Consider the following 25066-nt stretch of genomic DNA (forward strand, 5'->3'; position numbering starts at 1 on the left):
CACCCCGTCAGGCGACGGTCAAGGGTCGGTTGCGTCAGCTGCGCGGCGCAAAGAGGATGATCGCCGTGCCCGCCAGGCAGACCGCCGCGCCGCCGATATCCCAGCGATCGGGCACCCGGTTTTCGGCCAGCCAGAGCCAGAGGATCGAGGCTGCGATATAGATGCCGCCATAGGCCGCGAAGGTGCGCCCGGCCGCCTCGCTGGGCACGAGTGTCAGCAGCCAGGCAAACAGCGCCAGCGACACCATGCCAGGCGCCAGCCACCAGACGGACTTGCCCATTTTCAGCCAGGCCCAGAAGGCAAAGCAGCCGGCGATCTCGAAGAGTGCAGCAAAGGCATAGATCAGGTAGGTCAGCGGTCTTTCCTTCGAATCGAACGTCCGGTACTCAGGCTGATATCCACGTTCGGCGATCGGAACATGGGGCGCAACCTTGAAAGCAGCTGGGACATGACAGAGACGGCATCGACGGCCAAGGCGGCATCCTCTGCCATTCTCGAGCGTGACGGCAGGTTTCTGCTGGTGCTGCGCCGCAATCCCCCCTCTGCCGACATGTACGCCTTCCCCGGCGGCCGGGCGGAACCCGGAGAGACCCCGGATCAGACGGCGCTTCGCGAATTCCGCGAGGAAACCGGCATTGCAGCCCGCAATCCGAAGCTGTTTTCCGAGTATGATCTGAAGACCCACGCCCCCGACGGCAGCATCAGCAGCCATTTCTATCTTTCCGTCTTCACGGTGGAGGCAGATGCGGATGCAGTTGCGGAAGCTGCCGACGATGCGGCCGCAATCGGCTGGTACAGTCTCGACGAGATCCGGCGGCTGCCGGTTCCGCAATCGGTGCTCGAGTGCGTGGAACGGCTGGCGCTTCGACAATAACCGCGTGGAAACTTGGCGCTGCGCCTTGTTCCCGACATCGCTTGCGTATCAACTATCAGCATGATTCCCGTACGACGCGTTTTCTTGTCTCTGTTGTTATGCGCCGGTGCGGCCATGTCCGCACCTGTGTGGGCTCAGGGCAAGAAGGCACCGCCTGCGGTTCCCGAGGCGCCGCCGCCCCCACCGGCTGCTGTGCCCTATGACGACAAGCTGCTGCGCTTTGCCGAAGTGATCGGTTCGGTGCATTATCTGCGAACGCTGTGCAAGGCCCCGGGCGGGGACGAATGGCGCGATGAGATGCAGCAACTGCTTGATTCTGAAGCGAAAGACGAGCCTCAGCGCAAGGAAAGACTGACCGCGGCCTTCAACCGTGGATACCGTGCCTTCGCCTCCGTCTATACCGATTGCACGGCATCCGCGATCGTGGCAGAAGAGCGCTACCGTAACGAAGGTGCAACACTGGCTACAGAAATTACTTCGCGTTTTGGAAATTGACGTTTAATTAACCTGTTTTCACTCCCGCGCGTGTCGTTTTGGGAAAAGGCTGATAGAGTTGTTAACCAGGCAGTAAGGCATGCAGTTCGAGGAAAAGAAAATGGAACCAAGCCTCAACGACATCGACGACATGATCGTCCACGAAAAGATGCAGGCGGCTTTGGAGTACCACAACGAGGCTTGGGCTGACGGCATGGCCGACGGTATCGAGCCCGAAATCATTGCCGACACCGCCATCATCCATGCCCTGCGCGAGACGATTCGCCTCCACGGCGAGAACAACGCGGAAGCCTTGCTCGATTCGCTGCGCGAACGGATGCTTGCTGGTGAGTTTTCTCCCAACCGCAGACTGCAGTAGAATTAGAGAGCCCGATGCAAACCGGTAAGGACAAGGCCCCGCGGCGGCTGATGGCGCCGCTTCTCGTTGCTTTATGCGTTGGTGCCGGTGTTCTGCCAGCGCCGGTGGCGCATGCGCTTTCCGAGCTGCACAAGGCTCCGGGCCAGCCCGATCCGCAGGCGACCGATCAGAAAAACAGCCAGCAACAGCAGCAGACGCAGACCCCGCCGGCAACGGCGCCGGGCGTGCCGATGCCGGATCCGCTTGTTAACAAGGACAATGCCGGCAAGAGCACCGACAAGACGCCAGGCGCCACCGACGACGCCAAGCCTGTCGAGGTGATCTACGACATCAACAAGGCGCCGGAGCCGGTGCGCAAGATGCGCCAGCAGATCGTCGAGGCAGCGGCATCCGGCGATCTGGAGCGGCTTCGCCCGTTGATGGGGACCGGCGCTCAGCAGACGCAGGTGACTGTCGGCGAGCCGACGGACGACCCAATCGGAACGCTGAAGGATCTCTCCGGCGACCCTGATGGCGACGAAATCCTCGCCATCATGCTCGACGTCATCTCCACTGGCTTCGTACATGTGGGCGCAGGAACGACCGACGAAGCCTATGTCTGGCCCTATTTCGCCGAGAAGGACCTGAAGGCATTGACGCCTCCCGAGCGCGTCGAGCTTTTGCGCATCGTCACTGCTGGGGATCTCTCCGACATGCAGGAATTCGGCGGCTACAATTTCTACCGCCTAGGCATCACGCCTGACGGCAAGTGGAAGTTCTTCACCGCAGGCGATTGATCGCAAGCCCTCCCCCGCCGCTTGCAGCGGCGGCGCGGAAGACTTAACTCTGAGCGACAACGAACGCGACAGGTCTCACCATGCCATCCGTCTTTCTCCCGCACCGCGCGCTTTTCCGCATCGGCGGCGCGGATGCCGAATCCTTTCTGCAGAACCTGATCACCACCGATATCGTCTCGATGGCGCCGAACGAGGCGCGCCCCGGCGCGCTGCTGACGCCGCAGGGCAAGATTCTGTTCGACTTCATGATCTGGCGCGACGGCACGGATTTCATCATCGAGACCGATCGCGATCAGCATGATGCGCTGGTGAAGCGGCTGACGATGTACAAGCTGCGCGCCGCCGTGACGCTTTCGACCATCGAGGCCGATGGTGTGACCGTTTCCTGGGACGACGCGACCGCTGACGGCGCGGCCGACAGCCGCTTTGCCAAGGCTGGCATCACCCTGCGTCGCCGCGAGGGCAAGCATGGCGCGGATGACGCCTTGCTCTACGACGCCCTGCGGGCGGCACATGGCATCGTCACTTCGGGCCCCGATTACGCGCTGCAGGATATCTTCCCGCATGACGCGCTGATGGACCTCAATGGGGGCCTGTCGTTCAAGAAGGGCTGCTATGTCGGCCAGGAAGTCGTTTCCCGCATGCAGCACCGCGGCACCGCGCGCCGGCGTGTGGTGACCGTCAGTGCGGCTGGCGTCCTCCCAGCACCGGGCACGGAAATCACGGCCGCAGGCAAGCCTGTCGGCACACTCGGCACCGTCAGCGGCCGGACCGGCCTTGCCATCGTCCGTATCGATCGCGCCGGCGAAGCCATGGCTGCGGGTACGCAGCTGATGGCAGGCGACACCGCGGTGTCGTTGACGCTGCCCGCCTGGACCGGCCTTACCTTCCCGGCCGCCTCCGACGAGGCCAGCGCGTGACAAAGCCGCCCCGTGCCTGGCAACGCATGCTCTCCGGCAGGCGTCTCGATCTGCTCGACCCGTCGCCGCTGGATGTTGAGCTCAGCGACATCGCCCACGGCCTTGCGCGTGTCGCACGCTGGAACGGCCAGACCTCGGGTAATCATGCATTTTCGGTGGCGCAGCACAGTCTTGCCGTCGAGGATATCTTTCGCCGCCTCAATACAGCGAGCCCCGACGACTGCCTGATGGCCCTGCTGCACGATGCGCCGGAATATGTGATCGGCGACATGATCTCGCCGTTCAAATCCGTCGTCGGCGGTGGCTACAAGACGGTGGAGAAGCGGCTGGAAGCCGCCGTTCATCTGCGCTTCGGCCTGCCGCCGCACCCCTCGCGCGAGCTGAAGGACAAGATCAAGAAGGCCGACACGATCGCCGCCTATTTCGAGGCCACCTGCCTGGCAGGCTTCACACCAGCCGAGGCGCAAAAATTCTTCGGCCAGCCGCGCGGGATTACCCGCGAGATGTTACCGATGGAGCCGCTTCCGGCGGTCGAGGCGCAGCGGCTGTTCTGCGAACGGTTCGAGGCGATCGAAGCTCTCCGGAGCGCCAGGCCGTGACGCCCCATATCGTCGTTTCACCGCTCTCGCGGATCGCCGAGATGGCGGTGCGCCACGGCGCCCGCGAGATGGTGAGCCTGATGGCCAAGGAACAGGCCTTTCACCGGCCAGGCGTCATCGCCGCCGACCGCCATCTGCTGCTGCACATGAACGATATCGCCTTCAAGGGCACCGGCAATCTGGTCGCGCCCGATGAGGCCCATGTGCAGAAGATCATCGATTTCGCCGCCGGTTGGGATGAGAGCGCGCCGCTGCTTGTCCATTGCTGGATGGGCGTGTCGCGCTCGCCTGCCGCAGCACTCGTTGCCGCCCTTGCGCGGGTGCCCGATCAGGACGACCGGGAGCTTGTTCAGCGGCTGCGCACCGCCTCGCCCCATGCGACGCCGAATACCCGGATCATCGAGATCGGCGACGGGCTGCTGAAGCGCGATGGCAGGCTGATTTCCGCCGTTCGCGCCATCGGCCGCGGCGCCGATGCCGACGGCAACGCGCCTTTCGTGCTGTCCATTGCCCCTCATAAAACTGGTTGACGCCCCGGTACCCTGCCCCATCTAGCGAAGGGCAATGGAAATTCGAGGTATGACAGCAGGCATGGAACAGGCAACAGACGTCATCGTCGCAACGCGCACGGCGCTCAGCCAGGCAAGCGCGCTCGCAGTCCAATATTCCTTTTCGATTCTTGGCGCGATCATTCTGTTGATCGTCGGCTGGGCGATGGCGAGCTTTCTCAGCCGTTGGGCCTATGAGGGGATTTCCCGCGTTCGCGGCATCGACGAAACGCTGGCGCGCTTCTTCACCAATGTGCTGCGCTATGCGCTGCTCATCCTCGTCTTCATCACCGTGCTCGGCCAGTTCGGCGTGCAGACGGCCTCGATCATCGCCACACTCGGCGCTGCCGGTCTGGCCATCGGGCTGGCGCTGCAAGGCACGCTGCAGAATATCGCCGCGGGGATCATGCTGTTGATCCTCAGGCCGTTCCGGGTGGGCGAGTATATCGAAACCAGCAGCATCTCCGGCACAGTTCGTGAGATCGGCCTGTTTGCGACGGAGTTCAAGACCGGCGATGGGCTCTACAGGCTGGCGCCGAATTCCATTCTCTGGAACACGCCGATCACCAATTACAGCCGCGAACCGACGCGCCAGAACGAGGTGAAGGTCGCGGTCGCCTATGCCGACGACCTGGATGCGGCGATGGAACGGTTGGTGTCCCTGGCCAAGCAGGATCCGCGTGTGTTGAAATCGCCTGCACCCAGCGCTTTCGTCGATACGATCGGCGGCGCGACGATCAGCGTGACGCTGCGCTACTGGGCAAAGACCGGCGACTGGTGGCTGCTCAGCCGCGATATGGTGAAGCGGATCAAGCTCAGTTTCGACGAAGGCGGCCATCTGCTGCCGGTGACGGCGGCCAATGGCAACGCGCTTCCCGAAGCCGCTCCTGTCGAGGAGAAGACAACAGGTCCGAGCAGACGCGCAGCGGCCAAGAACCAGCCGTCTAGGCCATAGCGCGAACGGAACGTTTTGACTCGCTGCCGGTTAATCTTCCAAGGAGATTGATCGATGCCACTGCCGAACTACCGCGATACATTTTTGCAAAGCCTGCAGACGCTCAAGGGGCTGACCGGCGATTCCGGCGAGTATGTGCGGTTTCGCTGGCAGGCGATCTATCTGACGCGCGGCCAGTTCTCCTATTTCTTCCGCGGTGCGCTCGATGGCACCAGCGCCGGGTTTTCGGGCCAGCAGATCGACCTCGTCAGCGGCGAGGTCAGCGTCATCCCGGCGCAATCGGTCGGCCTCTATGGCGCGACCTTCGGGCTCAACGAAGCAATCACCGCCTATAGCGGGCCGCAGAAATCGGTCATCGAAGTCGCCCATGCCTTCACCGAGGCGAGCGAGATGGATTACCACCCGGAATTCTTCTACGTCAGGATGAACCTGCTACACACGTCCAACGACAGCAAGATGGGCTTCGCCCGCGACCCGCGGCTCAGGGAAAACACCAACCTGATCTTCGTCGGGCTGGAAGATCAGATGACGTCGGAACTGCTGGAGGAAAGCGACATCGCCCGCTGGGTGGCGCAGGAAAAGCCGATGGCATCGGCCGATTGGTATGCGGAGCGGTATTATTACGGATAAGGGAGATTATTTAATCACCCCACACGCCAGCCTCTCGCCCGCATCGCCCGACGGCTGGCTGCGATAGTCATCCGAATTTGCGTGGATCATCAGCGCCCTCCCGCGGATGCCGTCCTTCTTGCCATCCAGCGTCACCATGCTGTCGAAGACTTGGGCGCGAAGGATGCCGTCCTGACCGACATACTGGTTCGGCATATCGCCGGCATGCGGACCCTTTGCCGCCAGGAAGCCGTGTTCGGCATCTGTCGGGTTGAAATGCTTGCCGGCCGATTCGTGATGGGTGGCGGCGTCGCATTTGCCGGTTTCGTGGACGTGGAAGGCGACCCATTTATTGGCGGGCAGACCGGAGACCTCGACTTCGAGCATCACGCCGCCATTGGCGGCGGCGGTCAGCGTTGCCCGGCCGCTCTCCTTGCCCTTGCCGTCGACGAAATTGGCGGTCGCGGTCTGCTTGTCCTGCGCATTGGCGGCGAAGGCTGGTGCTGCGAGCGTCAGCGCAGCAATGACAATGGTCGTTTTCATGAGGGTTCCCTTCCGCTTGGCTGTCGTTGTCCAACGCCTCACTGCCGAAGGGGTTCCGGCAAAAACAAAAGCCGGCCAAATGGCCGGCTTCGTGAATACAATCTCCGTACGCCTCAGGAGGCGATATCGAGATCGTATTGGCCGTAGGTGCTGCGATAGAGATCGGGCGAACCATCATCATTGGATGCCGCGAAGGTCATATCGGTACCGGTCGTACGCATGCCCATCATCAGGGCAAGAACATTGTCGGTTGCTGTCGAGCGCGGCTCATGCTTCGGCTCTTCACTCAGTTCAGCGAGAATACCAGGCTTCTCGTCAGCTGCACGTTCGCCACGGCTCAAAACGCCGTCGCCATTCGTGTCGAGCCGGGAAAGCGTTGCCAAATAGGCATATGCCGTGTCTGAAACAGATGTAACTTGGGCCATACAAACCTCCGTCCACCGCCTTAATTCTTCGGTGCTGTCTGTACGCAATACAAATGGGGAAAATCGAACTGGTCCCGGGGATACCCCGAATAGTGAGTCGGGTCAACAAGCTGTTAACTTCCCATTAAGGAAGGTTGACAAAGCGTTCAGAGGTGATCCCGGCGCCGGGTTTTCCACGGCTTCGCCCCTCATGCGAAAGGCGCATTGCAACTCTCTGCCCGAAGCCCTATTCCGGGCCTCCATACCAACAATTGCGGTGACGAGAATGCATCAGGCCGAAGCCTTTGCCCCCTTCGAGAGCCTTGCGGCTGAGCTTATTCCATTTGCCACCGAGGGCGACGACGGTTCGCATGATCTGGCGCATGTGCTGCGCGTCTTCAAGAACGCCATGCGCATCCAGAAGAGCGAAGGCGGCGATGCGCGCATTCTGGCCGCTGCCGTGCTGCTGCATGATTGCGTCGCCGTCGAGAAGAGTTCGCCGCTCCGCTCCAAGGCCTCGGCGCTCGCGGCGCAGAAGGCATCCGGGATCCTGCAGAAGCTTGGCTGGACGGCAGAGGATATCGCAGCCGTTGCCCATGCGATCACCGCGCACAGCTTCTCCGCCAACGTGACGCCCGAGACGCTGGAAGCGAAGATGCTGCAGGATGCCGACCGGCTCGACGCGATCGGTGCTGTCGGCGCTGCCCGCTGTTTCTACATCGCCGGGCGCATGGTCTCCGGGCTCTACGACCCCTTCGACCCCGGCGCCAAAGGGCGCCCGCTCGACGACAAGCGCTATGCAATCGACCATTTCCAGACCAAACTGTTCAAATTGGCCGACGGCTTCCAGACCGGAGCCGGACGCGGGCTGGCGGCGGAACGCGACAAGCGGTTGCGTGATTTCCTCGCCGACTTCATGGACGAAATCTAGGCTTCAGGAGACAGCATGCAGGTCAGCGATCTCTTCATCTACCCGCTCAAGAGCGCCAGGGGCATTGCGCTTCCCTCTTCTGCGATCGACGCATTCGGCCTGCCGGGCGACCGGCGGGCGATGATCACGGACGCTGACGGACAATGCATCACCCAGCGCGAATTGCAGGATCTGGCGCGCATCGATGTCCGCCCGGAAGCCGCAGCGTTCCGTCTGCTGATGGATGGCAAGGGCGAGATCGCGGTTCCGCCGCCACAACCGGACAGGCGGATGGATGTCGTCATCTGGAAGACACCCGTGAATGCCGCCGTTGCCGATGACGGGAGCAACAGCAGGCTGTCAGAGTGGCTGGGGCGCGAGGTCAAGCTGGTGTTCTTCGACGCCGCCGCCGAGCGGATCGCCAGCCCCGAATGGGCCGGGCCGGACACGCCGGTGACCTTTGCCGACGGCTATCAGATCCTGGTGACGACGACGGGATCGCTGAAGGCGCTGAATGCCGATCTGGCCAGCCATGCGGAAGGCGAAATCGGCATGGAGCGTTTCCGCCCGAACATCGTCATCGATATCGACGAACCCTGGCCCGAGGACCGCTGGGCGGCGATCGAGATCGCCGGCATCAGGCTCGATCTCGTCAAGCCCTGCGCCCGCTGCATCATGACAACCCAGGACCAGGTCACCGGCTCGCGCGACGTGCCGAACCCGATGCCGGCGATGGGCCGTGTGCGCATGTCGGCGGACCGGCGCGTACCGGGGCCGCTGTTCGGCTGGAACGCAACGCCGCGCGGCACCGGCACGATCGCCATCGGCGACACCGTGACGGTGATCGAGGAACGGCCGGAAGGCTGGGCCTTCAAGGTGCGCAACCGCGCCTAGAGGCCGGAGAGCGCCTCGTCGATCCTGCTCATCACATCTGATGGCAACGGGCCCTTCGCCAGGGCGCCGGCATTTTCCTCGACCTGGGCGACCGTCCGGAAACCGGGGATCGGCAGGGTGCGGGGCGAGCGGGCCCAGAGCCAGGCGAGCGCGCCCTGCGTCAGCGTCCTGCCGCCATCGGTCAGGAGATTTCTGACGGCGGCGAGACGGGCGGCGAATTCGGGGGCGATCTTTCCGTCCTTGAAATAGATCATCCAGTCGAGGCTTGCGCCGCGGACGTCCTTTTCGCCGACAGTCTTGCCCGGCGTGAACTTGCCGCTGAGCAGCCCCATGGCCAGCGGGCCGCGGTTGATCGAGATCAGGCCGTTCTTCTCGATGAGCGCGATCATCTCCGGCACCGGCTCGAAGACATTCATCGTATGCTGCACGGAGACGAAGCCGTTGCGATCGAGATGGCGGGCCGCCCGGTCCGGATAGTCGGTGCTCCAGCCGAAAGCGTCGATCTTGCCCTCGGCCTTCAGGGTCTCGAGTGTCTCGAACACCTCGTCTGAGGCTTCCAGCGGAAAGTCGTTCAGATGGAACTGCAGCAGATCCAGCCGCTCGCGGCGCAGGCGACGCAGCGAGGTTTCCGCCGATTGCCGGATGAAGGCCGGGTCGGCAAAAGCGCCGGTCGCCTGCCTGGTCTTTTTGTCGGTCGCATGGCCGAACTTGGTGGCGATGACGATATCGTCGCGATTGCCGATGGCACGGCCGACCACCTCCTCGGAATGCCCTGCCCCGTAATTCGAGGCAGTATCGAAAAAGCGGATACCGAGATCGACCGCACGGTTGATGGCACGAATCGATTCGTCGTCGTCCACCTCCCCCCAGCCGAGCGGGACATCGCCGGCATAGAACGGCCCGCCGATCGCCCAGCAGCCCATGCCGAGGCGCGGAATATCACGTCCGTTCCAGAGAGTGATCGCGGTCGTGTTGTCAAGTTTGGTCAGCATATCGTTTTCCTCCACCATCTGCCGTTGCCGAAGAGATAGGGAGCCAGAGCGGCGTGGTAAACCGTCAAATCCGCAGCATATCTTTCACCGGTGAAAAACCGCGCTTCAGGCGGAGAGTTTGCCATCCGGCGGCAGGGCTGCTGCCGAGGCGTTGATCGCCTTCAGTGCCGACTGGATGAAACCGTCCCGGGCCGATGCCGCCTCGATGCCGCGCGGCTCGTAGACATGGCGGTGGAGAAAGAAGCTGGTCAGGCGGAAGGCGGCGGCAAGATTGTCGTAATCGGCGGCGTGATTGCCCTCGCCCGCCAGAAACGACGGCAGCAGCAGCATCTTGTCGGCATAGGGCCTGCCTGCTGCGCGGCAGACGGCGCGGCCGGATTTCGGCGAGACATAGGCGAGATCGGTCTTGACGCCGGTCGCCGCACATTCGCTGAGATCGATGCCGTAACCGAGGTCGTTCAGCACCGCGAGTTCGAAGCGAACGAAGAGCTCGCCGGCATCGGCGGGATTGTGGAGATTGTCGAGAATGACCTCAAGCGCGTCGTAGAGATGCGGATGCGGATCACGCTCGGGCAGCAGGCGCAGCAATGCACCCATCGCCTGCACGCCGTAGACGGCGGTGGCACTCTCCATCAGCCGCGCGGCGCGAAGCTGCAGCGGCTCGATCCTGAATTCGCCGAGATGCTCGTCGAGACGCGCGCGCCAGATGACATCGACTTCATTGCCCGGCTGCAGCACCGGCTGCATGCTTCGCGAACGGCCGGAGCGGACGAGACCGAGATGGCGGCCGCGATCGCGCGTCATCACCTCGGCGATGACGCTTGTCTCGCCGTGGCGCTTTACGCCCAGAACGATCGCATGATCCTGCCATTGCATCGGCAACAAACCTCAGACTTCAGGAATCGATCCTAGAGCAAGGCGTCGCAAATGTCATGGAAGCCGTCATTCGCCCGGAAAGAGCTTGTCCAGAAAATCGCGCATCGCGCCTTCGTCGAAGGGCTTTACGAGCAGAGGCACCTGCTGCAGGTCGGCTGGAAAATCCTGGCTGTCGGAATAGCCGCTGACGAAGCCGAAAGGAATGCCGCGGTCATTCAGATGGCGGGCAAAGCCGAAGCTCATGGATTCGCCGAGGTTCACATCGAGAAGCGCGAAATCGTAGCTCTCGGCGTTCACGGCCTCCATGGCCTGATCCAGGCTGTTGGCAATGTCGATTGTCTCGACACCGACGGCGCGCAGAATGTCTTCTGCTTCCATCGCAATGATAAGACTGTCTTCCAGAACCAGAACACGGGTTGCGTTCATGATTTATGCCCCTCGCTGTGCGCCGCTGACGGCGCGCACCGTCTTATCAAACCGCATTTTTACCTCAGATGCCCTCTTGGACGGGTGCTCGCCGCACCGGAGACGGTTCGGCCTGCAACCCGACGTCCCGTTCGCTCCATAAGACAGCGAACCGGGAGAAAAAGTGGCATGTCCGGACCTTATTTTCCATAGCACTGATTTGCATTTAAAAAAGACATAGTTGCTGAAACGCTTATATGAAAGGGCGTTTCCCGCCGGGCAGGCCTTCCCAGCCGGCGATATCCAGCAGCCCCTCGCCGTTCAGCACTTCGCAACCCCGTTCCTGCCAGCGGATCAGCCCCCGCTCGGCAAGCTTCTTCAACGTCTTGTTAGTGTGGACGATCGACAGGCCGAGCGTATCGGCGATGTGCTGCTGAGTGATCGGAATGAATTTCCGCCCGTTGAAGAGATTGAGCCGCTTGCCGCGTTCATAGAGGAAGGCGACGAGATAGGCGGCGCGCTCGAGCGCGGTGCGACGGCCGATGCTGAGCAGATGTTCGTCGAGGATGCGCTCCTCCTGCGCCGCGATCCAGGTGATGTCGAAGGCGAGCGAGGAATGCTTGTTATAGAGCGTCATCAGCTTATCGCGCTCGAAGACGCAGAGCGAGACCGGAGACAGGGCTTCGACGGAATGCTGCATCTCGCCCATGATCGTGCCCTGCAGACCGATCAGGTCACCAGGCATGATATAATTCAGGATCTGGCGGCGGCCGTCTTCCAGCGACTTGTAGCGGAAGCCCCAGCCCGAAAGCACCGTGAAGAGATGGGCGCTGTTGGCGCCCTCGACGAGGATCGTCGCACCGGCATCGGCGGCCAGTTCCCCCTTCTTGAAGCGCGAGACGAAATCCAGTTCGTCACCGCTGAATTCCCGGAAATGCGGCAAGGGCCGCAAGGGACACTGCTCGCACGGTGTCTTGAAGGAGTGTGTCGGTTTTGACGTTGCCATCCCAGCCCTGCGCCCGAAAAAGCGGCGCATCATGTCCAGCGCGCCGTTCAGGGCGCACAATGCGCGGGATGGCGGTTTTGTTCCGCGAACGGCTGGGATTTTTTATTGAAAAACAAGGATGTGGGTGGGGCTAGATGGTTTTCCTGCCAGCGGAGCGTGCGGAGCCCCCTCATCCGCCCTTCGGGCACCTTCTCCCCGCGGGGAGAAGGGATAGAGAGGTTGAGGCAAGTCCCCTTCTCCCCGGCGGGGAGAAGGTGGCGGCAGCCGGATGAGGGGGCTACTAACGCCAACTCACCTTTAACGCCGCTACTACCCCCTATCGCGGGAAATCCAGTCCCATTTCGCGGAACCGCTCGGGATCGTCGCCCCAGTTCTCGCGCACCTTCACGAACAGGAACAAGTGGACATTCTGCTCAAGGATTTCGGAGAGTTCGCGGCGGGAGGCAGACGAGATCGCCTTGATCGTTTCGCCGCCCTTGCCGAGAGCGATCTTCTTCTGGCTGTCGCGCTCGACATAGATGACCTGCTCGATGCGCACCGAGCCGTCCTTGCGCTCTTCCCACTTCTCGGTCTCGACGTGAGACGAATAGGGAAGCTCCTGATGCAGGCGCAGGAAGAGCTTCTCGCGGGTGATTTCGGCGGCCAGCTGGCGCATCGGCAGATCGGAGATTTGGTCTTCCGGATAGTACCAGGGTCCCTCGGGCAGGGTCTCGGCGAGATAGTTCATCACGTCGTCGCAACCCGAACCGTTCTCGGCCGAGATCATGAAGGTCTGGTCGAACTGGACCGTCTGGTTCGCCGTTGCCGCCAGCGCCAGAAGCAGTTCCCGGTTGACACGGTCGATCTTGTTTAGAACCAGGATCTTCCTCTGCGGAACGTCTTTCAGCCCTTCCAGAATGGCCTCGGCATCGCCGCGCAATCCGCGCTCGCTGTCGATCAGCAGCATGATGACGTCGGCATCCTTGGCCCCGCCCCAGGCTGAGGTGACCATGGCGCGGTCCAGCCTGCGGCGCGGCTTGAAGATACCGGGCGTGTCCATGAAGACGATCTGGGCGTTGTTGTGGATCGCGATGCCGCGGACAACGGCACGCGTCGTCTGCACCTTATGGCTGACGATTGATACCTTGGCGCCGACGAGGCGGTTCACCAGCGTCGACTTGCCGGCATTCGTCGGCCCGATCAGGGCAACGAAGCCGGAATGGGTCGGGCCATGCGTTTCTGCGGCGCCGTCAGGCGCGATGTCATTTTCTTCGGTCATTGTTCCGTCAATTCCCGGCAGAGGGTTTCTGCCAAATACCTTCACGTTCCAGCATCTTCGTCGCAGCCACCTGTTCGGCTGCGCGCTTGGAACGGTCCACGCCCGTTTCAGGAGCCACACCGGCCACTTCAACGGTCACTGTAAAGCGCGGATCATGATCCGGGCCGCTGCGTTCTTCAACACGATATAGGGGCGTCACGCCAAATTTCGCGTGCGCCCATTCCTGCAATTCGGTTTTCGCGTCGCGCCGGGCACCATCGGCCCTGACCGCACGCTTCTCCCAATACTTCAGAATGAAGCCGCGGGCGATCTCCAGCCCGCCGTCGAGATAGAGCGCGGCGATCAGGCTTTCGACCACGTCGGCGCGCACATTCATCATTCGCTTGCCGGTCAGCTTCTTCACATCCGAACCGGTGCGGATGAAAAGATGCAGATCGAGCTCGTCAGCAACGGAAGCGCAGGTATCGGCGCTGACCAGCTGGTTCAGCCGCACCGAGAGCTCGCCTTCCGCAGCATTGCCGAACGTCTTGAAAAGCAGCTCGGCGATGCAGAGGCCGAGCACTCTGTCGCCGAGGAATTCGAGACGTTCGTAATTGCCGCCCTTTTGCGTCCGGGCGCTGGCATGTGTCAAGGCACGGTCCAGGCGCCCCTTCTCGGCGAACTCATGACCGATCAAGCTTTCAAGCTTGGAACGGTCGGCCGCCGAGAGCGTCTGAGCCTTCGTCATTCAACAACCTTGAAGAGGCGGTCCCAACGCATGTTGGACGGCCATTTCCAGATTTCGCGGAACGACGTGTCGTTGCCGAGCGAGAAGAAGATGACGCTGGCGCGGCCGACGAGATTTTCGGCCGGAACGAAACCGACGTCGAAACGGCTGTCGAGCGAGTTGTCGCGGTTGTCGCCCATCATGAAATAGTGGCCTTCGGGGACGACGAATTCCTGGGTGTTGTCACCGCGCGAAACCGGCGACTGGTCGAGCGTGTCGTAGGTCTTGCCATCATCCAGCGTTTCGCGGAACACCGGAACGTCCTGGCCCGGATCCTGCGCATAGTCGGAATTGAAGGTGCCGTCGGCGACCTTCGGAACCGGCTTGCCGTTGATGAAGAGCACGCCGTTGGTCACCTGGATCTTGTCACCCGGCAGGCCGACGAGACGCTTGATGTAATCGACTTCCGGATTCGGCGGGAAGCGGAAGACGACGATATCGCCGCGCTTCGGCTCGCTTTCGAAGATGCGGCCGCTGAACAGGTTCGGCGAGAAAGGCAGCGAGTATTTCGAATAGCCGTAAGCGAACTTGTTGACGAAGATGTAGTCACCGACCAGGAGCGTCGGCATCATGGAGCCCGACGGGATGGTGAAAGGCTGGAAGAAGACGGTGCGGATCACCATCGCCAGCAGCAATGCCTGGATGATGACCTTGATGTTTTCCCACAGAGCGTTCGGCTTGGTTTCGGCTTTTTCGGACACGCAGTCTTATTCCTCAAAGGCGCCGAAGCGGCGCAATTCTATAGTTGCTTCTCTCTAGCGGCTTCGGCCGGTGGCGGCAATGGCGCGAACATTAAAAGCGACGACAGGCCGCGGCTCAGATGCCTTCCGGCAGCGCCTCGATGATCACGAATGCCTGAGCAAGCGGATAATCATCGGTTATTGTCAAATGAATGACCGGCCGGTGCGCTGCAGGCATCATTGCCTGCAGGATTTCGGCCGCCCCGCCCGTCAGGCGCATCGTCGGCTTGCCGCTCGGCAGATTGACGACGCCCATATCCTTCCAGAAGACACCCTGGGCGATGCCCGTTCCAAGAGCCTTCGAGCAGGCTTCCTTGGCGGCGAAGCGTTTGGCGTAGGATTCGGCCCGATTTGCCCGGCGGTCGGAGCGGGCCCGCTCGACATCGGTAAAGCAGCGGTTTGTGAAACGCTCGCCGAAACGCTCGATCGATTTCTCGACGCGCCTTATATCGATGAGATCGCTGCCAATGCCGATGATCATGAAAGGTCCTTCTGCGGGCGAGACGTCATACCGTCGGCACGTCATGCTCGGCGATGGCGAGACGGAGCTTGGCGCGATCCATCAACCGCGTGCGGCGGCGCGACTGAAAGCCACTGACGGTGTAGTATGTCAGCATATAAAGCACAACGGATGTGACGGCGGCGGGCGGGATGGCGCCGATCAGCATCGGCTCCAGCACCGGGCGCCAGAGCTCGGTGAAATGCAGCTGATGGAACATCTCGTGGAGATCGATCTGCTGGCCGGCCAGCGTATCCTTGCGCGCCAGCAGCAGATGCCCGATTTCCCAGGTGATGCCCCAGATGAAGGGATAGGTCAGCGGATTGCCGAAGGCGGCGCATCCGAGTGCGGCTGCCACCATGCTTCCCGACAGGAAGTAGGTGATGACGAAGGCCATGATGAAATGCACGCCGATGAATGGCGTCCAGGACACGAAGACGCCGGCAGCCACGCCCGCCGCAACGGCATGCGGCGAGGCCGTCAATCTGAGGACGCGCATCTTCAAGTAACGCATGGGGCGCAGAAAGCCTTTGCGGGGCCAAAAGGCCTCGCGCATTCTTTCTCGGAATCCTGCGGGTTTTCTACGGCGGAACAACATGGCGGCTATTTAGTGCAGGGCACCTCACCATGACAAGAGCGGCGAATAATCACGGTTACCGCCAGCCGCGCCGTCCAGTCTCTTCGCGCAGGGCGCACATCACATTGAGCGCCCCATCACAATTTCGGAAGTATTATTCGCAGATTAACGGGCGCGGAACAGACCGCGGTCAACCTGACGCTGACGATACTCAAGATCAATACGGTCATGCGAACCGTTCAGGTAGGCCATTTCACGTTCCTGGGCGCTCGGAGCGCGAAGGGCACGGGCGATTTTCTTGATAGGACCAAACATAGCGTTGTCTCTTTCTTTCGTTCATTCTCTGATGACACGGAAGATAGGTGCTGCAGCGCACAATTACCAACGCTCTAATACGAGTGCAGCCATGCGCCTTGCGCATACATGGCCTTATCGTCGTGCAATTTTGGTCACAAAACGATCATAAAATGTGCAGACGCCTCAGTCGTAGAGGCGCCGCACGGTGGCGATGCAGTCCAGTTCCTTGAGCTGAGCGAGCATCTGGTTCAGCTGGCGGAGGTCCCAGACTTCAATATCCAGCGTCATTTCGGTGAAATCGGCGGCAACACGCACCGTGTTCAGGATGCGGATGTTGACGTCGAGACCGCCAACCGTCTGCGCCACTTTTGCAAGGGTGCCCGGCTCGTTGAGGGCATTGACCAGGATGCGGGCCATGAAGCGCGACTTGTTGGCCTCGTCGAGATCCCAGCGGACATCGATCCAGCGATCCGGCTGGTCATCGAAATGCTGCAGGGCGGAGGACTGGATCGGATAGATGGTGATCCCCTTCCCCTTCTCCATGATGCCGACGATACGATCGCCGGGCACTGCACCTGTCGGCGCGAACTGGACGGCGATGTTGCTGGAGATACCGCGGATCGGAACCGCGTCGACACCGGGCTCGCCTGCGAGAAGGCCCGCTTCGGCGCCTTCCTTGTTCTTGCCCGGAACCTTGAAGATCATGCCCGAGGCGCTGCGGACGTTGAACCAGCCCTCGTCGCCGCTCGGCTTGACGGTGACGCGCTCGTCCTGGTGATCGGGATAGACGGCGCGCAGCACATCGAGCGACGACATCTCGCCGCGGCCGACGGCGGCGATCGCATCCTCGACATCCTTCTGGCCAAGGCGGTGCAGTGCAGGCTTCATCGCATCGCGCGAGAAGATCTTGCCGGCACGATCGAAGGTGCGCTCGAGAATACGGTGGCCGAGGCCGGCATATTGCTTGCGGATGGCCATGCGGGTGGCGCGGCGGATGGCGGCGCGCGCCTTGCCGGTGACGACGATCTCTTCCCAGGCGGCCGGCGGCACCTGCACGCCGGAACGGATGATTTCGACTTCGTCGCCATTCGCCAGCCGCGTCACCAGCGGCATGATGCGGCCGTTGATCTTGGCGCCGACAGTGGTGTCGCCGATATTGGTATGGACGGCATAGGCAAAATCGATCGGGGTAGCGCCGCGCGGCAGGGCGATCAGCTTTCCCTTGGGCGTGAAACAGAAGACCTGGTCCTGGAACAGTTCGAGCTTGGTGTGCTCAAGGAATTCTTCCGGGCTGTCGCCTTCGGCCAGCGCCTCGATCGTGTGGCGCAGCCAGGAATAGGCATTGGATTCACGCGACAGGATATCGCCGTCAGGCGTCGTCGCGCCGTCCTTGTAGAGTGTGTGGGCGGCGATACCGTATTCGGCGATTTCGTGCATGCGCTTGGTGCGGATCTGCAGCTCGATACGCTGCGAGGACGGGCCGACGATGGTGGTGTGCAGCGAACGGTAGTCGTTCTGCTTCGGCGTCGAGATATAATCCTTGAAGCGGCCGGGAACGACGCGCCAGCGGGTGTGGACGATGCCGAGCGCCCTGTAGCAGGCAGGGATTTCATCGACAAGGATGCGGAAACCGTAGACATCCGACAGCTGCTCGAAGGACAGCGACTTCGACTGCATCTTGCGGAAGACCGAATAGGGCTTCTTCTGGCGGCCCTTTACGTAAACGCTGGCCATGCCGTTTGCTACGAGCAGATCACGCAGTTCCGTCTCGATCTTCTTGACGAGGCCTTCATTGCGCTGGGAGAGCTCCTCCAGGCGCTTGGTGACGGTCTCGTAGGCTTCCGGGTTGATGTGGCGGAAGGAGAGCTCCTCGAGCTCGTCTCGCATGTCCTGCATACCCATGCGGCCGGCGAGCGGCGCATAGATATCCATCGTCTCTTCGGAAATGCGGGCGCGCTTGTCGGCGGCCATGTGGTCGAGCGTGCGCATATTGTGCAGACGGTCGGCCAGCTTGACGAGCAGCACGCGCACGTCGTCGGAAATGGCGAGCAGCAGCTTGCGTAGATTCTCGGCCTGCTTCGCCTTCTTGGTGACGAGGTCGAGCTTCTTGATCTTGGTGAGACCCTCGACGAGGCGGCCGATGTCTTCGCCGAACAGCTCGTCGATCTCGGCGCGCGTCGCCGTCGTGTCCTCGATCGTGTCATGCAGCAGGGCGACAGCGATCGTCGACTCGTCGAGATGCATGTCGGTCAGAATGGCTGCGACTTCGAGGGGATGGGAGATGTAGGGATCGCCGCTGGCACGCTTCTGCTGGCCATGCTTCTGCATGGCGTAGACATAGGCTTTGTTCAGCAGAGCTTCATTGGCATCGGGCTTGTATTTCTGCACCCGCTCCACGAGCTCGTACTGACGCATCATCCCGAAAATACTCCGACAAAAATAAAAGCGCGCCAATCAACGATTGGCGCACGGATCATCAATATTATGCCGTAGCAATAAAGGCGCAAGATTGACGATTGGTAATCGTCAAATCATTTGGCGCACCGGACAGGCAGCGACTTAGTAGTCGTCGCTCTTTTCCGGCGGCACGAGGCCTTCGATACCAGCCAGAAGCTCTTCTTCCGACATCTGGTCGAACGTGATGGTTTCCGGCTGATCGTCCTGATCTTCGCCATCGGCAGCCGATACGCCGCCGGCAGCAATCAGGCTGGCCGGATCGGGCTCGGGCTCGTCGACTTCGACATGCTTCTGCAGCGAATGGATCAGGTCTTCCTTCAGGTCGTCGGGAGACAGGGTCTCGTCTGCGATTTCGCGCAGAGCCACAACCGGGTTCTTGTCGTTGTCGCGATCGATGGTGATCGAGGCACCCTGGGAAATCAGCCGGGCGCGGTGGCTGGCAAGCAGAACCAGCTCGAAGCGGTTCTCTACTTTGTCGATGCAATCTTCAACTGTGACACGGGCCATTGCCTGTCCTTTGCGGTCGTGATCTCGGGATTGGTACGCCCGATACAATTAAAACCCGGCGAATTCAAGTTTTTCGTGCGTAAGCCTGCGGTTTACGGCCTATCCTGTTAAAATCGCACGGAGAATATGACATTTCCACCAATAGTTGCTTGGAATATGCCGAATCGTGCCCTAAATCTCCTGTATATGAATAATTCATAAATTACGGATTATTCCTCTCGCCAGTTAAGCCATTGTTTTTATGTGTTTTTGACGAGAGACTATTTGGATTACTCTAATTGGATTGGCAGGCGATGTTCGACCCACGGGAAAAAATTGCGCTCTTTATCGATGGCGCCAACCTTTATGCGGCATCCAAGAGCCTCGGCTTCGATATTGACTACCGCAAGCTGCTGAAAGCATTCCAGAAACGCGGCTACCTGCTGCGTGCTTACTATTATACGGCGTTGATCGAAGACCAGGAATATTCCTCGATCCGCCCGCTGATCGACTGGCTGGATTACAACGGCTACAAGGTTGTAACCAAGCCTGCGAAAGAATTCACCGACTCCATGGGCCGCCGCAAGATCAAGGGCAACATGGATATCGAACTCGCGATAGACGCGATGGAACAGTCCGAGACCGTCGATCACCTCGTCATCTTCTCCGGCGACGGCGATTTCACGACGCTGGTCGAAGCGCTGCAGCGCCGCGGCCGCAAGGTTTCGATCATCTCGACGATGGCAACCCAGCCGCCGATGATCGCCGACGATCTGCGCCGCCAGGCCGATCACTTCATCGATCTTCTGTCTCTCAAGGCGGAAATCGGCCGCGATCCTTCCGAGCGGCCGCAGAGGCAGGTCGAAGCTCCCGCAGCCGCCGAGACCGACGAATAAGGTCGGCTGGCCGGTTCACCCGCGTGATCCGGCTGCATCCTTCTTCCATGATGACTTTGTTCCATCGGACCGTGATCTTCGATTACGGTCCGATTGTCTTTATAGCGCGCGGGCAAGGCCCGAAGGCGCTGAGGATCAGCGATTGTCCTTGAGCAACCGGCTCTTCTGCCGGTTCCAATCGCGTTCCTTCTCCGTCTCGCGCTTGTCGTGCAGCTTCTTGCCCTTGGCGAGGGCGAGCTCCATCTTGGCGCGGCCCTGTTCGTTGAAGTAGATCTTCAACGGCACGAGCGTCATGCCTTCGCGGTTGATGCCGGAGCGCAAGCGATTGATTTCACGCGCAGACAGCAGCAGCTTGCGGCGGCGGCGCGGCTCGTGATTGAAGCGGTTGGCCTGCAGATATTCCGGCAAATACGAATTGATCAGCCAGATTTCGCCGCCTTCATCCGATGCGTAGGATTCAGCGATATTGGCCTTGCCGTCGCGCAGCGCCTTGACCTCGGTGCCCATCAGCATGAGCCCGGCCTCATAGGTATCGATGATCTCGTAGTTGAAGCGCGCCTTGCGGTTTTCGGCGACAACCTTCTTGACGATGCGCTGGCTGCCTTTGGGGGCCATGACGAAATTCCAACTGCTTGGGGCGCACGACGGCGCGCCCTCATTTCCTGCCACTTATGTAGGGGAACCACCCGTGCTTGTGAAGACGGGCGAGCCCGCCCTCACCTTTGGTTCAGTTCAACAGGCCGGCGTGACGGAGCGCTGCGTCCATGGCGGCTTCTGTGCCGGCTTCCAGCGAGGCGACCAGCGGCGAGCGAACGTTGCGGCTCATGCGGCCAAGCTTGGCCAGACCGTATTTCGCGCCACAGACGCCCGGCTCCATGAACACTGCCTTGTGCAGCGGCATCAGCCGGTCCTGATATTCCAACGCCTTGACGTAATCACCAGCTAGCGTTGCCGCCTGGAACTCCGCACAGAGGCGCGGCGCCACATTGGCAACGACCGAAATACAGCCGACGCCGCCATGAGCGTTGAAGCCCAGCGCCGTTGCGTCTTCACCCGAAAGCTGGCGGAAATCCTTGCCGCAGGTGATGCGCTGGTCGGAGACGCGCTCTATCTTGCCCGTCGCATCCTTGACGCCGACGATGTTCGAATGCGCCTTGGCGAGCGCACCCATCGTCTCCGGCGACATGTCGATGACCGAACGGCCCGGAATGTTGTAGATATAGATCGGCAGCTTGACCGCCTCGGCGATCGCCGAGAAATGCGCGATCAGGCCCTTCTGGGTCGGCTTGTTGTAATAGGGCGTAACGACGAGAACGGCATCCGCGCCTGCCTTTTCGGCATGCTGGGCAAGCTCGATCGCTTCGCGCGTGTTGTTCGATCCGGCACCCGCCATAACAGGAACGCGCTTGGCTGCCGCCTCGATGCAGAGTTCCACCACCCGTTTGTGCTCGGCATGCGACAGCGTCGGCGATTCGCCGGTCGTGCCGACAGGAACGAGGCCGCTGCTTCCTTCCTTGATCTGCCAATCGACATGGGCGGCGAAAGCCGCTTCATCGACATTGCCTGAATCCGTGAAGGGGGTAACGAGGGCGGGAATGGATCCCTTGAACATGCAGAACTCCCTAAGGCCGAAATCCACGCTTCGGCCGCATTCTTTGGATAAGAGTTGCGCACCATAGAGCGGTGAAAACGCCGCGACAAGCATGCTGAGATCGGTTTAGGGCAAATTCCGATATCAAATGTGAACGAAGTTTACCGGTTCCGGTAAGCTTTCATTAAGATGCCGTTTGCGAGACTTGGGGCCACGTTTTCGTTGCGAGTATCCCGGATGAGAAGAGCTGTCCTGACCCTGACCGCCCTCGGCCTGTCGGCCGCCGCGTGGAGCAGCGTCGCGTCGCCATTGCCGCAGACAGATGTTCCTGTCCCCGACGTCAAGCCGATCGGCTATGTGCCGCAGACATCCATGCCGGAATCGATCATGACCGGCGCCATTCCGCGCACGGTCGCGCCGGTCAGCGGCGATCTGAAAAACGGCCTCGACGCGCTGTCGGCCAAGGATCCGCAGCAGGCGATCTCCATTCGCGACGGCATGGCGAAGGGAACGCTCGACCGCCATATCCTGACCTGGGCGATCGCCATGTCCGGGCAGAAGGGTATCCCCTCCTACGAGATCGCCGGCGCCTCGCAGGAGCTGAAAGGCTGGCCCGGTCTTTCGCGGCTGCGCGCCAATTCGGAACGCGCGCTCTACGACGAAAACCCTGACCCGGCGGCTGTGTTTGCCGCTTTCGGCGATACCGCGCCGGAGACCAACGAAGGCGCCATCATCCTATCGCGCGCATTGGTTTCGGCCGGAAAGCAGGCGCAGGCGGCCAAATACATCCGCAAAGTCTGGCGCGGCCAGGGCCTGGACAAGCCAACCGAAGACAAGATCCTCGCCGAGTTTTCAGGCCTGATCACGCCTGCCGACCATAAGGCGCGCATGGACTATCTCATGTATCGCGGCCGCACGGCACAAGCCAAGCGCTTCGGCGACATGGGACAGGCGCAATCGCTCTACAAGGCCTGGGCGGCCGTCGCCGCCAAGGCGCCGAACGCCGCAGCTCTGCTCAACGGCGTCGACAAGACATGGGGCACCGACCCCGGATATCTCTTTGCCCGCATCGAATATCTGCGCAAACAGGAGAAATATGCCGAGGCCGCCAAGCTTCTGGCGCAGATGCCATCGAAGCGCGACGAGCTGGTGAATGCCGGCGAATGGTGGAACGAACAGCGGATCATCAGCCGCGGCTTGGTCGATCAGGGGCAGTTTGCCGCCGCCTATCGCATCGTTTCCAACAGCGTGGCGACGAGCCCGACAGATATCGTCGAGGCCGAATTCCATGCCGGATGGTATGCGCTGCGCGGCCTTCAGGACCCGAATGCCGCCGAACAGCATTTCCGTAAGATCCTGCAGATCTCCAGCGGGCCGCTCTCCGTGTCACGCGCCTGGTATTGGCTGGGACGCTCGGCGGAAGCCGGTGGCCCCGGTCAATCGAAGGAGTTCTACACCAAGGCTGCGAGCCTTCCGAGCACCTTCTACGGACAGCTCGCCAGCGAGCGGCTGGGCCGCAAGACGCTGAATGTTTCCTATCCGTCTCCGACCAATGAGGACCGTCAGAACCTGCAATCGCGCGAGGCGGTGCAGGCCATTGCGCGCCTAGAAGCGGCAGGTCACGGCTGGCGGGCCGCAGCACTCTATCTGGCGCTTGCCGACCAGATCCAGAGCCCCGGCGAACTGGCGATTCTCACCGCGCAGGCCGAGCGCTCCGGTGACCATCACCTGTCGCTGCAGATCGGCAAGATCGCCTATTCGCGCGGCATCGATGTCGCAGCGCTTGCCTTCCCCGTCGGCGTCATTCCCGCAAGCGCCAATATTTCAGGTTCCGGCAAGGCACTCGCCTATGCCATCGCCCGCCAGGAAAGCGCCTTTAATCCGGCCGCTGTCTCCGCCGCCAATGCCCGCGGCCTGCTGCAGCTCCTGCCGGGAACAGCCAAGGCCGTCGCCAAGCGGCACAACATCGCCTATTCCGCCGACAAGCTGACGGGTGATGCCGGCTATAACGCAACGCTCGGCGCCCATTATCTCGGCGAGCAGATCGACGCCTTCGGCGGCTCCTATATCCTGACCTTCATCGCCTATAATGCCGGGCCGAAGCGCGTTCCGGAGTGGATCGCCCGCTATGGCGACCCGCGCGGCAAGAATATCGACGAAATCGTCGACTGGATCGAGCGCATTCCCTTCCCCGAAACGCGCAACTACGTGCAGCGGGTGATGGAGAACTACGAGGTCTACAAAGCCCGCCTCGGACAGACGCCCGATATCGAGCGCGATCTGATCGGCGGCCGCTCCTCCTGAGATCGCTTGCAGAATGAAGCGCCGGCGCTAACCTCCCTGACAACAGGGAGATGGCGATGACGACGAATTTCGATAATGGTTTCACGGCCCAGACGATCACCACGGCCGACGGCCTTAGGCTGCATGCGCGAGATTACGGCAGTGCGCATGTAGGCACCCTCCCCGTCATCTGCCTACCCGGCCTGACGCGCAACTCCCGCGACTTCCACCAGCTGGCGACCATCCTCTCGACCAACCCGCAATCCCCCCGCCGCGTCATCGCCCTCGACTATCGCGGCCGCGGGCTCTCCGACTGGGATCACAACAAGGCGAATTACAACATCGCCGTCGAAGCGCGGGATGTGCTCACCCTCTGCGAGACCCTCGACATCCACCGCGCCATCTTTATCGGCACCTCCCGCGGAGGCCTGATCCTGCATCTGATTGCCGCAATGAAACCGGAACTGCTGGCCGGCGTGATGTTGAACGATGTCGGACCGGTGCTGGAGCTCGCAGGCTTGCGGCATATCCAGGACTATCTCGGCAAGGCACGGCAGCCAGATAGCTGGGACGACGCAGGAAGAATGCTGCGGGAGCTGCATGGCAGCCACTTTGCGGCACTCTCGGCAGCAGACTGGCAGGAGATGGCGCAGGCAATCTATCGCCAGACTGAAGATGGAATCGTGAGCGACTTCGATCCCGCTATCGCGGAAGCGATGACGGCCGCCGATTTCAGCAATCCATTGCCGGATCTTTGGACGCAGTTTGCGGCGATGACGGCTGCGCCGCTCTTGGTCGTGCGCGGCGAGAATTCAAAGCTTTTGTCCGAGGAGACAGTTACGGAGATGCTGAGGCGCCATCCTGACAGTGTGCGGTTGACCGCCCGGCAGCAGGGGCACGCGCCGCTGCTGCATATCGATTCCATTCCATCGCAGTTGGAGCGGTTTATCGAGGTTTGCACTTAGGCGACCATAGTCCACAGGCTCAGCGCTTAGATCTTGAACTACACAAAAGCAAAAAGCCCGGCTCGAGAGCCGGGCCTTCCTGATTAG

General features: G+C 61.3%; 31 protein-coding genes and 1 pseudogene. 14 read left to right on the top strand and 18 right to left on the bottom strand.

All coding sequences use genetic code 11. The annotated features are described in order from the left end of the window. Window positions 1–34: 34 nt before the first annotated feature. Window positions 35–355 carry a YnfA family protein gene (locus tag AC1DV9_RS20275; RefSeq protein ID WP_477942185.1) on the bottom strand — a complete coding sequence of 107 codons (321 nt, stop codon included), beginning with the start codon at window positions 353–355 and terminating at the stop codon, window positions 35–37. A 93-nt stretch (window positions 356–448) separates the two neighbouring features. Between AC1DV9_RS20275 and AC1DV9_RS20280 the strand changes: the two genes are divergently transcribed. The 9 genes from AC1DV9_RS20280 to AC1DV9_RS20320 all read left to right on the top strand — a co-directional run bounded on the left by AC1DV9_RS20280 (window position 449) and on the right by AC1DV9_RS20320 (window position 6155). Further along, window positions 449–874, top strand: coding sequence for an NUDIX hydrolase (locus AC1DV9_RS20280; protein ID WP_477949893.1), 426 nt, complete (start codon window positions 449–451; stop codon window positions 872–874). Window positions 875–910: 36 nt separating this feature from the next. Further along, window positions 911–1369, top strand: coding sequence for a TIGR02301 family protein (locus tag AC1DV9_RS20285; RefSeq protein WP_477949894.1), 459 nt, complete (start codon window positions 911–913; stop codon window positions 1367–1369). 100 nt (window positions 1370–1469) lie between these two features. Beyond that, window positions 1470–1727, top strand: a complete 258-nt coding sequence (locus AC1DV9_RS20290) for a hypothetical protein (RefSeq protein WP_112390884.1) — start codon at window positions 1470–1472, stop codon at window positions 1725–1727. Window positions 1728–1741: 14 nt separating this feature from the next. Next, complete coding sequence (locus tag AC1DV9_RS20295) at window positions 1742–2503, top strand: hypothetical protein (RefSeq protein ID WP_477949827.1); 762 nt, start codon at window positions 1742–1744, stop codon at window positions 2501–2503. 80 nt (window positions 2504–2583) lie between these two features. After that, a complete protein-coding gene (ygfZ, locus tag AC1DV9_RS20300; RefSeq protein WP_477949828.1) occupies window positions 2584–3423 on the top strand; it encodes a CAF17-like 4Fe-4S cluster assembly/insertion protein YgfZ in 840 nt (279 codons plus the stop codon). Window positions 3424–3449: 26 nt separating this feature from the next. After that, on the top strand, window positions 3450–4022 hold the full coding sequence (locus AC1DV9_RS20305) for a YfbR-like 5'-deoxynucleotidase (protein WP_112390826.1): 573 nt from the start codon (window positions 3450–3452) through the stop codon (window positions 4020–4022). A 41-nt stretch (window positions 4023–4063) separates the two neighbouring features. After that, the gene (locus AC1DV9_RS20310) at window positions 4064–4552 is read left to right on the top strand and encodes a tyrosine phosphatase family protein (protein ID WP_477949895.1); all 489 of its coding nucleotides are present in this window, start codon (window positions 4064–4066) and stop codon (window positions 4550–4552) included. A 61-nt stretch (window positions 4553–4613) separates the two neighbouring features. Beyond that, window positions 4614–5525 (top strand): mechanosensitive ion channel domain-containing protein, encoded by a 912-nt coding sequence (locus AC1DV9_RS20315; protein ID WP_112517101.1) that lies wholly within the window; start codon window positions 4614–4616, stop codon window positions 5523–5525. Window positions 5526–5579: 54 nt separating this feature from the next. Further along, window positions 5580–6155, top strand: a complete 576-nt coding sequence (locus AC1DV9_RS20320) for a hypothetical protein (RefSeq protein WP_477949829.1) — start codon at window positions 5580–5582, stop codon at window positions 6153–6155. 6 nt (window positions 6156–6161) lie between these two features. Here AC1DV9_RS20320 and AC1DV9_RS20325 read toward each other — a convergent pair whose 3' ends face one another. Next, window positions 6162–6677 carry a superoxide dismutase family protein gene (locus AC1DV9_RS20325; RefSeq protein WP_112390824.1) on the bottom strand — a complete coding sequence of 172 codons (516 nt, stop codon included), beginning with the start codon at window positions 6675–6677 and terminating at the stop codon, window positions 6162–6164. A 113-nt stretch (window positions 6678–6790) separates the two neighbouring features. Beyond that, window positions 6791–7102: a hypothetical protein gene (locus AC1DV9_RS20330; protein WP_112390823.1), complete on the bottom strand. Its 312-nt coding sequence runs from the start codon at window positions 7100–7102 to the stop codon at window positions 6791–6793. Window positions 7103–7367: 265 nt separating this feature from the next. On the opposite strand from AC1DV9_RS20330, the gene AC1DV9_RS20335 reads away from it, so the two are divergent. Next, window positions 7368–8012, top strand: a complete 645-nt coding sequence (locus tag AC1DV9_RS20335) for an HD domain-containing protein (RefSeq protein WP_477949830.1) — start codon at window positions 7368–7370, stop codon at window positions 8010–8012. A gap of 15 nt (window positions 8013–8027) precedes the next feature. Beyond that, window positions 8028–8885: an MOSC domain-containing protein gene (locus AC1DV9_RS20340; RefSeq protein ID WP_112517104.1), complete on the top strand. Its 858-nt coding sequence runs from the start codon at window positions 8028–8030 to the stop codon at window positions 8883–8885. On the opposite strand, the gene AC1DV9_RS20345 is transcribed toward AC1DV9_RS20340, so the two are convergent. The 13 genes and pseudogenes from AC1DV9_RS20345 to rpoZ all read right to left on the bottom strand — a co-directional run bounded on the left by AC1DV9_RS20345 (window position 8882) and on the right by rpoZ (window position 19265). Further along, window positions 8882–9877, bottom strand: a complete 996-nt coding sequence (locus tag AC1DV9_RS20345; protein ID WP_477949831.1) for an aldo/keto reductase — start codon at window positions 9875–9877, stop codon at window positions 8882–8884. The genes AC1DV9_RS20340 and AC1DV9_RS20345 overlap by 4 nt on opposite strands. Window positions 9878–9982: 105 nt before the next feature. After that, complete coding sequence (gene recO / locus AC1DV9_RS20350; protein ID WP_477949832.1) at window positions 9983–10753, bottom strand: DNA repair protein RecO; 771 nt, start codon at window positions 10751–10753, stop codon at window positions 9983–9985. Window positions 10754–10819: 66 nt separating this feature from the next. Further along, on the bottom strand, window positions 10820–11179 hold the full coding sequence (locus AC1DV9_RS20355; protein ID WP_112537558.1) for a response regulator: 360 nt from the start codon (window positions 11177–11179) through the stop codon (window positions 10820–10822). 232 nt (window positions 11180–11411) lie between these two features. After that, window positions 11412–12164 (bottom strand): Crp/Fnr family transcriptional regulator, encoded by a 753-nt coding sequence (locus AC1DV9_RS20360; protein ID WP_112390880.1) that lies wholly within the window; start codon window positions 12162–12164, stop codon window positions 11412–11414. Between the two features lie 153 nt (window positions 12165–12317). Continuing rightward, a pseudogene (locus AC1DV9_RS20365) lies at window positions 12318–12454 on the bottom strand (endonuclease domain-containing protein); the annotation flags it as partial. Window positions 12455–12480: 26 nt separating this feature from the next. After that, window positions 12481–13422 (bottom strand): GTPase Era, encoded by a 942-nt coding sequence (gene era, locus AC1DV9_RS20370; RefSeq protein ID WP_112517110.1) that lies wholly within the window; start codon window positions 13420–13422, stop codon window positions 12481–12483. A gap of 7 nt (window positions 13423–13429) precedes the next feature. Beyond that, window positions 13430–14149 (bottom strand): ribonuclease III, encoded by a 720-nt coding sequence (rnc, locus tag AC1DV9_RS20375; protein ID WP_112390795.1) that lies wholly within the window; start codon window positions 14147–14149, stop codon window positions 13430–13432. Then, a complete protein-coding gene (gene lepB / locus AC1DV9_RS20380; RefSeq protein ID WP_477949833.1) occupies window positions 14146–14889 on the bottom strand; it encodes a signal peptidase I in 744 nt (247 codons plus the stop codon). The genes rnc and lepB overlap by 4 nt, the downstream gene beginning before the upstream one ends. A 115-nt stretch (window positions 14890–15004) precedes the next feature. Next, window positions 15005–15409, bottom strand: coding sequence for a holo-ACP synthase (gene acpS, locus AC1DV9_RS20385; RefSeq protein ID WP_112390793.1), 405 nt, complete (start codon window positions 15407–15409; stop codon window positions 15005–15007). Window positions 15410–15434: 25 nt separating this feature from the next. After that, entirely contained in the window at window positions 15435–16025 is a 591-nt protein-coding gene (locus AC1DV9_RS20390) for a DUF2062 domain-containing protein (RefSeq protein WP_112390792.1), read from the bottom strand. Window positions 16026–16169: 144 nt separating this feature from the next. Next, window positions 16170–16319, bottom strand: coding sequence for a DUF3563 family protein (locus AC1DV9_RS20395; RefSeq protein WP_112390791.1), 150 nt, complete (start codon window positions 16317–16319; stop codon window positions 16170–16172). 165 nt (window positions 16320–16484) lie between these two features. Beyond that, window positions 16485–18719 carry a RelA/SpoT family protein gene (locus AC1DV9_RS20400; protein WP_112390790.1) on the bottom strand — a complete coding sequence of 745 codons (2235 nt, stop codon included), beginning with the start codon at window positions 18717–18719 and terminating at the stop codon, window positions 16485–16487. Window positions 18720–18860: 141 nt separating this feature from the next. After that, window positions 18861–19265 (bottom strand): DNA-directed RNA polymerase subunit omega, encoded by a 405-nt coding sequence (rpoZ, locus tag AC1DV9_RS20405; protein ID WP_112390789.1) that lies wholly within the window; start codon window positions 19263–19265, stop codon window positions 18861–18863. Window positions 19266–19558: 293 nt separating this feature from the next. Between rpoZ and AC1DV9_RS20410 the strand changes: the two genes are divergently transcribed. After that, the gene (locus tag AC1DV9_RS20410; protein ID WP_112517113.1) at window positions 19559–20140 is read left to right on the top strand and encodes a LabA-like NYN domain-containing protein; all 582 of its coding nucleotides are present in this window, start codon (window positions 19559–19561) and stop codon (window positions 20138–20140) included. A gap of 135 nt (window positions 20141–20275) precedes the next feature. Here the strand turns inward: AC1DV9_RS20410 and smpB are convergent, their stop codons facing one another. Beyond that, window positions 20276–20755, bottom strand: coding sequence for an SsrA-binding protein SmpB (gene smpB, locus AC1DV9_RS20415; protein ID WP_112390788.1), 480 nt, complete (start codon window positions 20753–20755; stop codon window positions 20276–20278). Window positions 20756–20867: 112 nt separating this feature from the next. Continuing rightward, entirely contained in the window at window positions 20868–21752 is an 885-nt protein-coding gene (gene dapA, locus AC1DV9_RS20420) for a 4-hydroxy-tetrahydrodipicolinate synthase (protein WP_112390787.1), read from the bottom strand. Between the two features lie 216 nt (window positions 21753–21968). Between dapA and AC1DV9_RS20425 the strand changes: the two genes are divergently transcribed. Both AC1DV9_RS20425 and AC1DV9_RS20430 read left to right on the top strand, forming a co-directional pair. Then, a complete protein-coding gene (locus AC1DV9_RS20425; protein ID WP_477949834.1) occupies window positions 21969–24035 on the top strand; it encodes a lytic transglycosylase domain-containing protein in 2067 nt (688 codons plus the stop codon). Between the two features lie 56 nt (window positions 24036–24091). Then, window positions 24092–24979 (top strand): alpha/beta fold hydrolase, encoded by an 888-nt coding sequence (locus AC1DV9_RS20430; protein WP_477949835.1) that lies wholly within the window; start codon window positions 24092–24094, stop codon window positions 24977–24979. Window positions 24980–25066 lie beyond the last annotated feature (87 nt).

This window comes from Rhizobium sp. 01L410 (assembly GCF_056400165.1).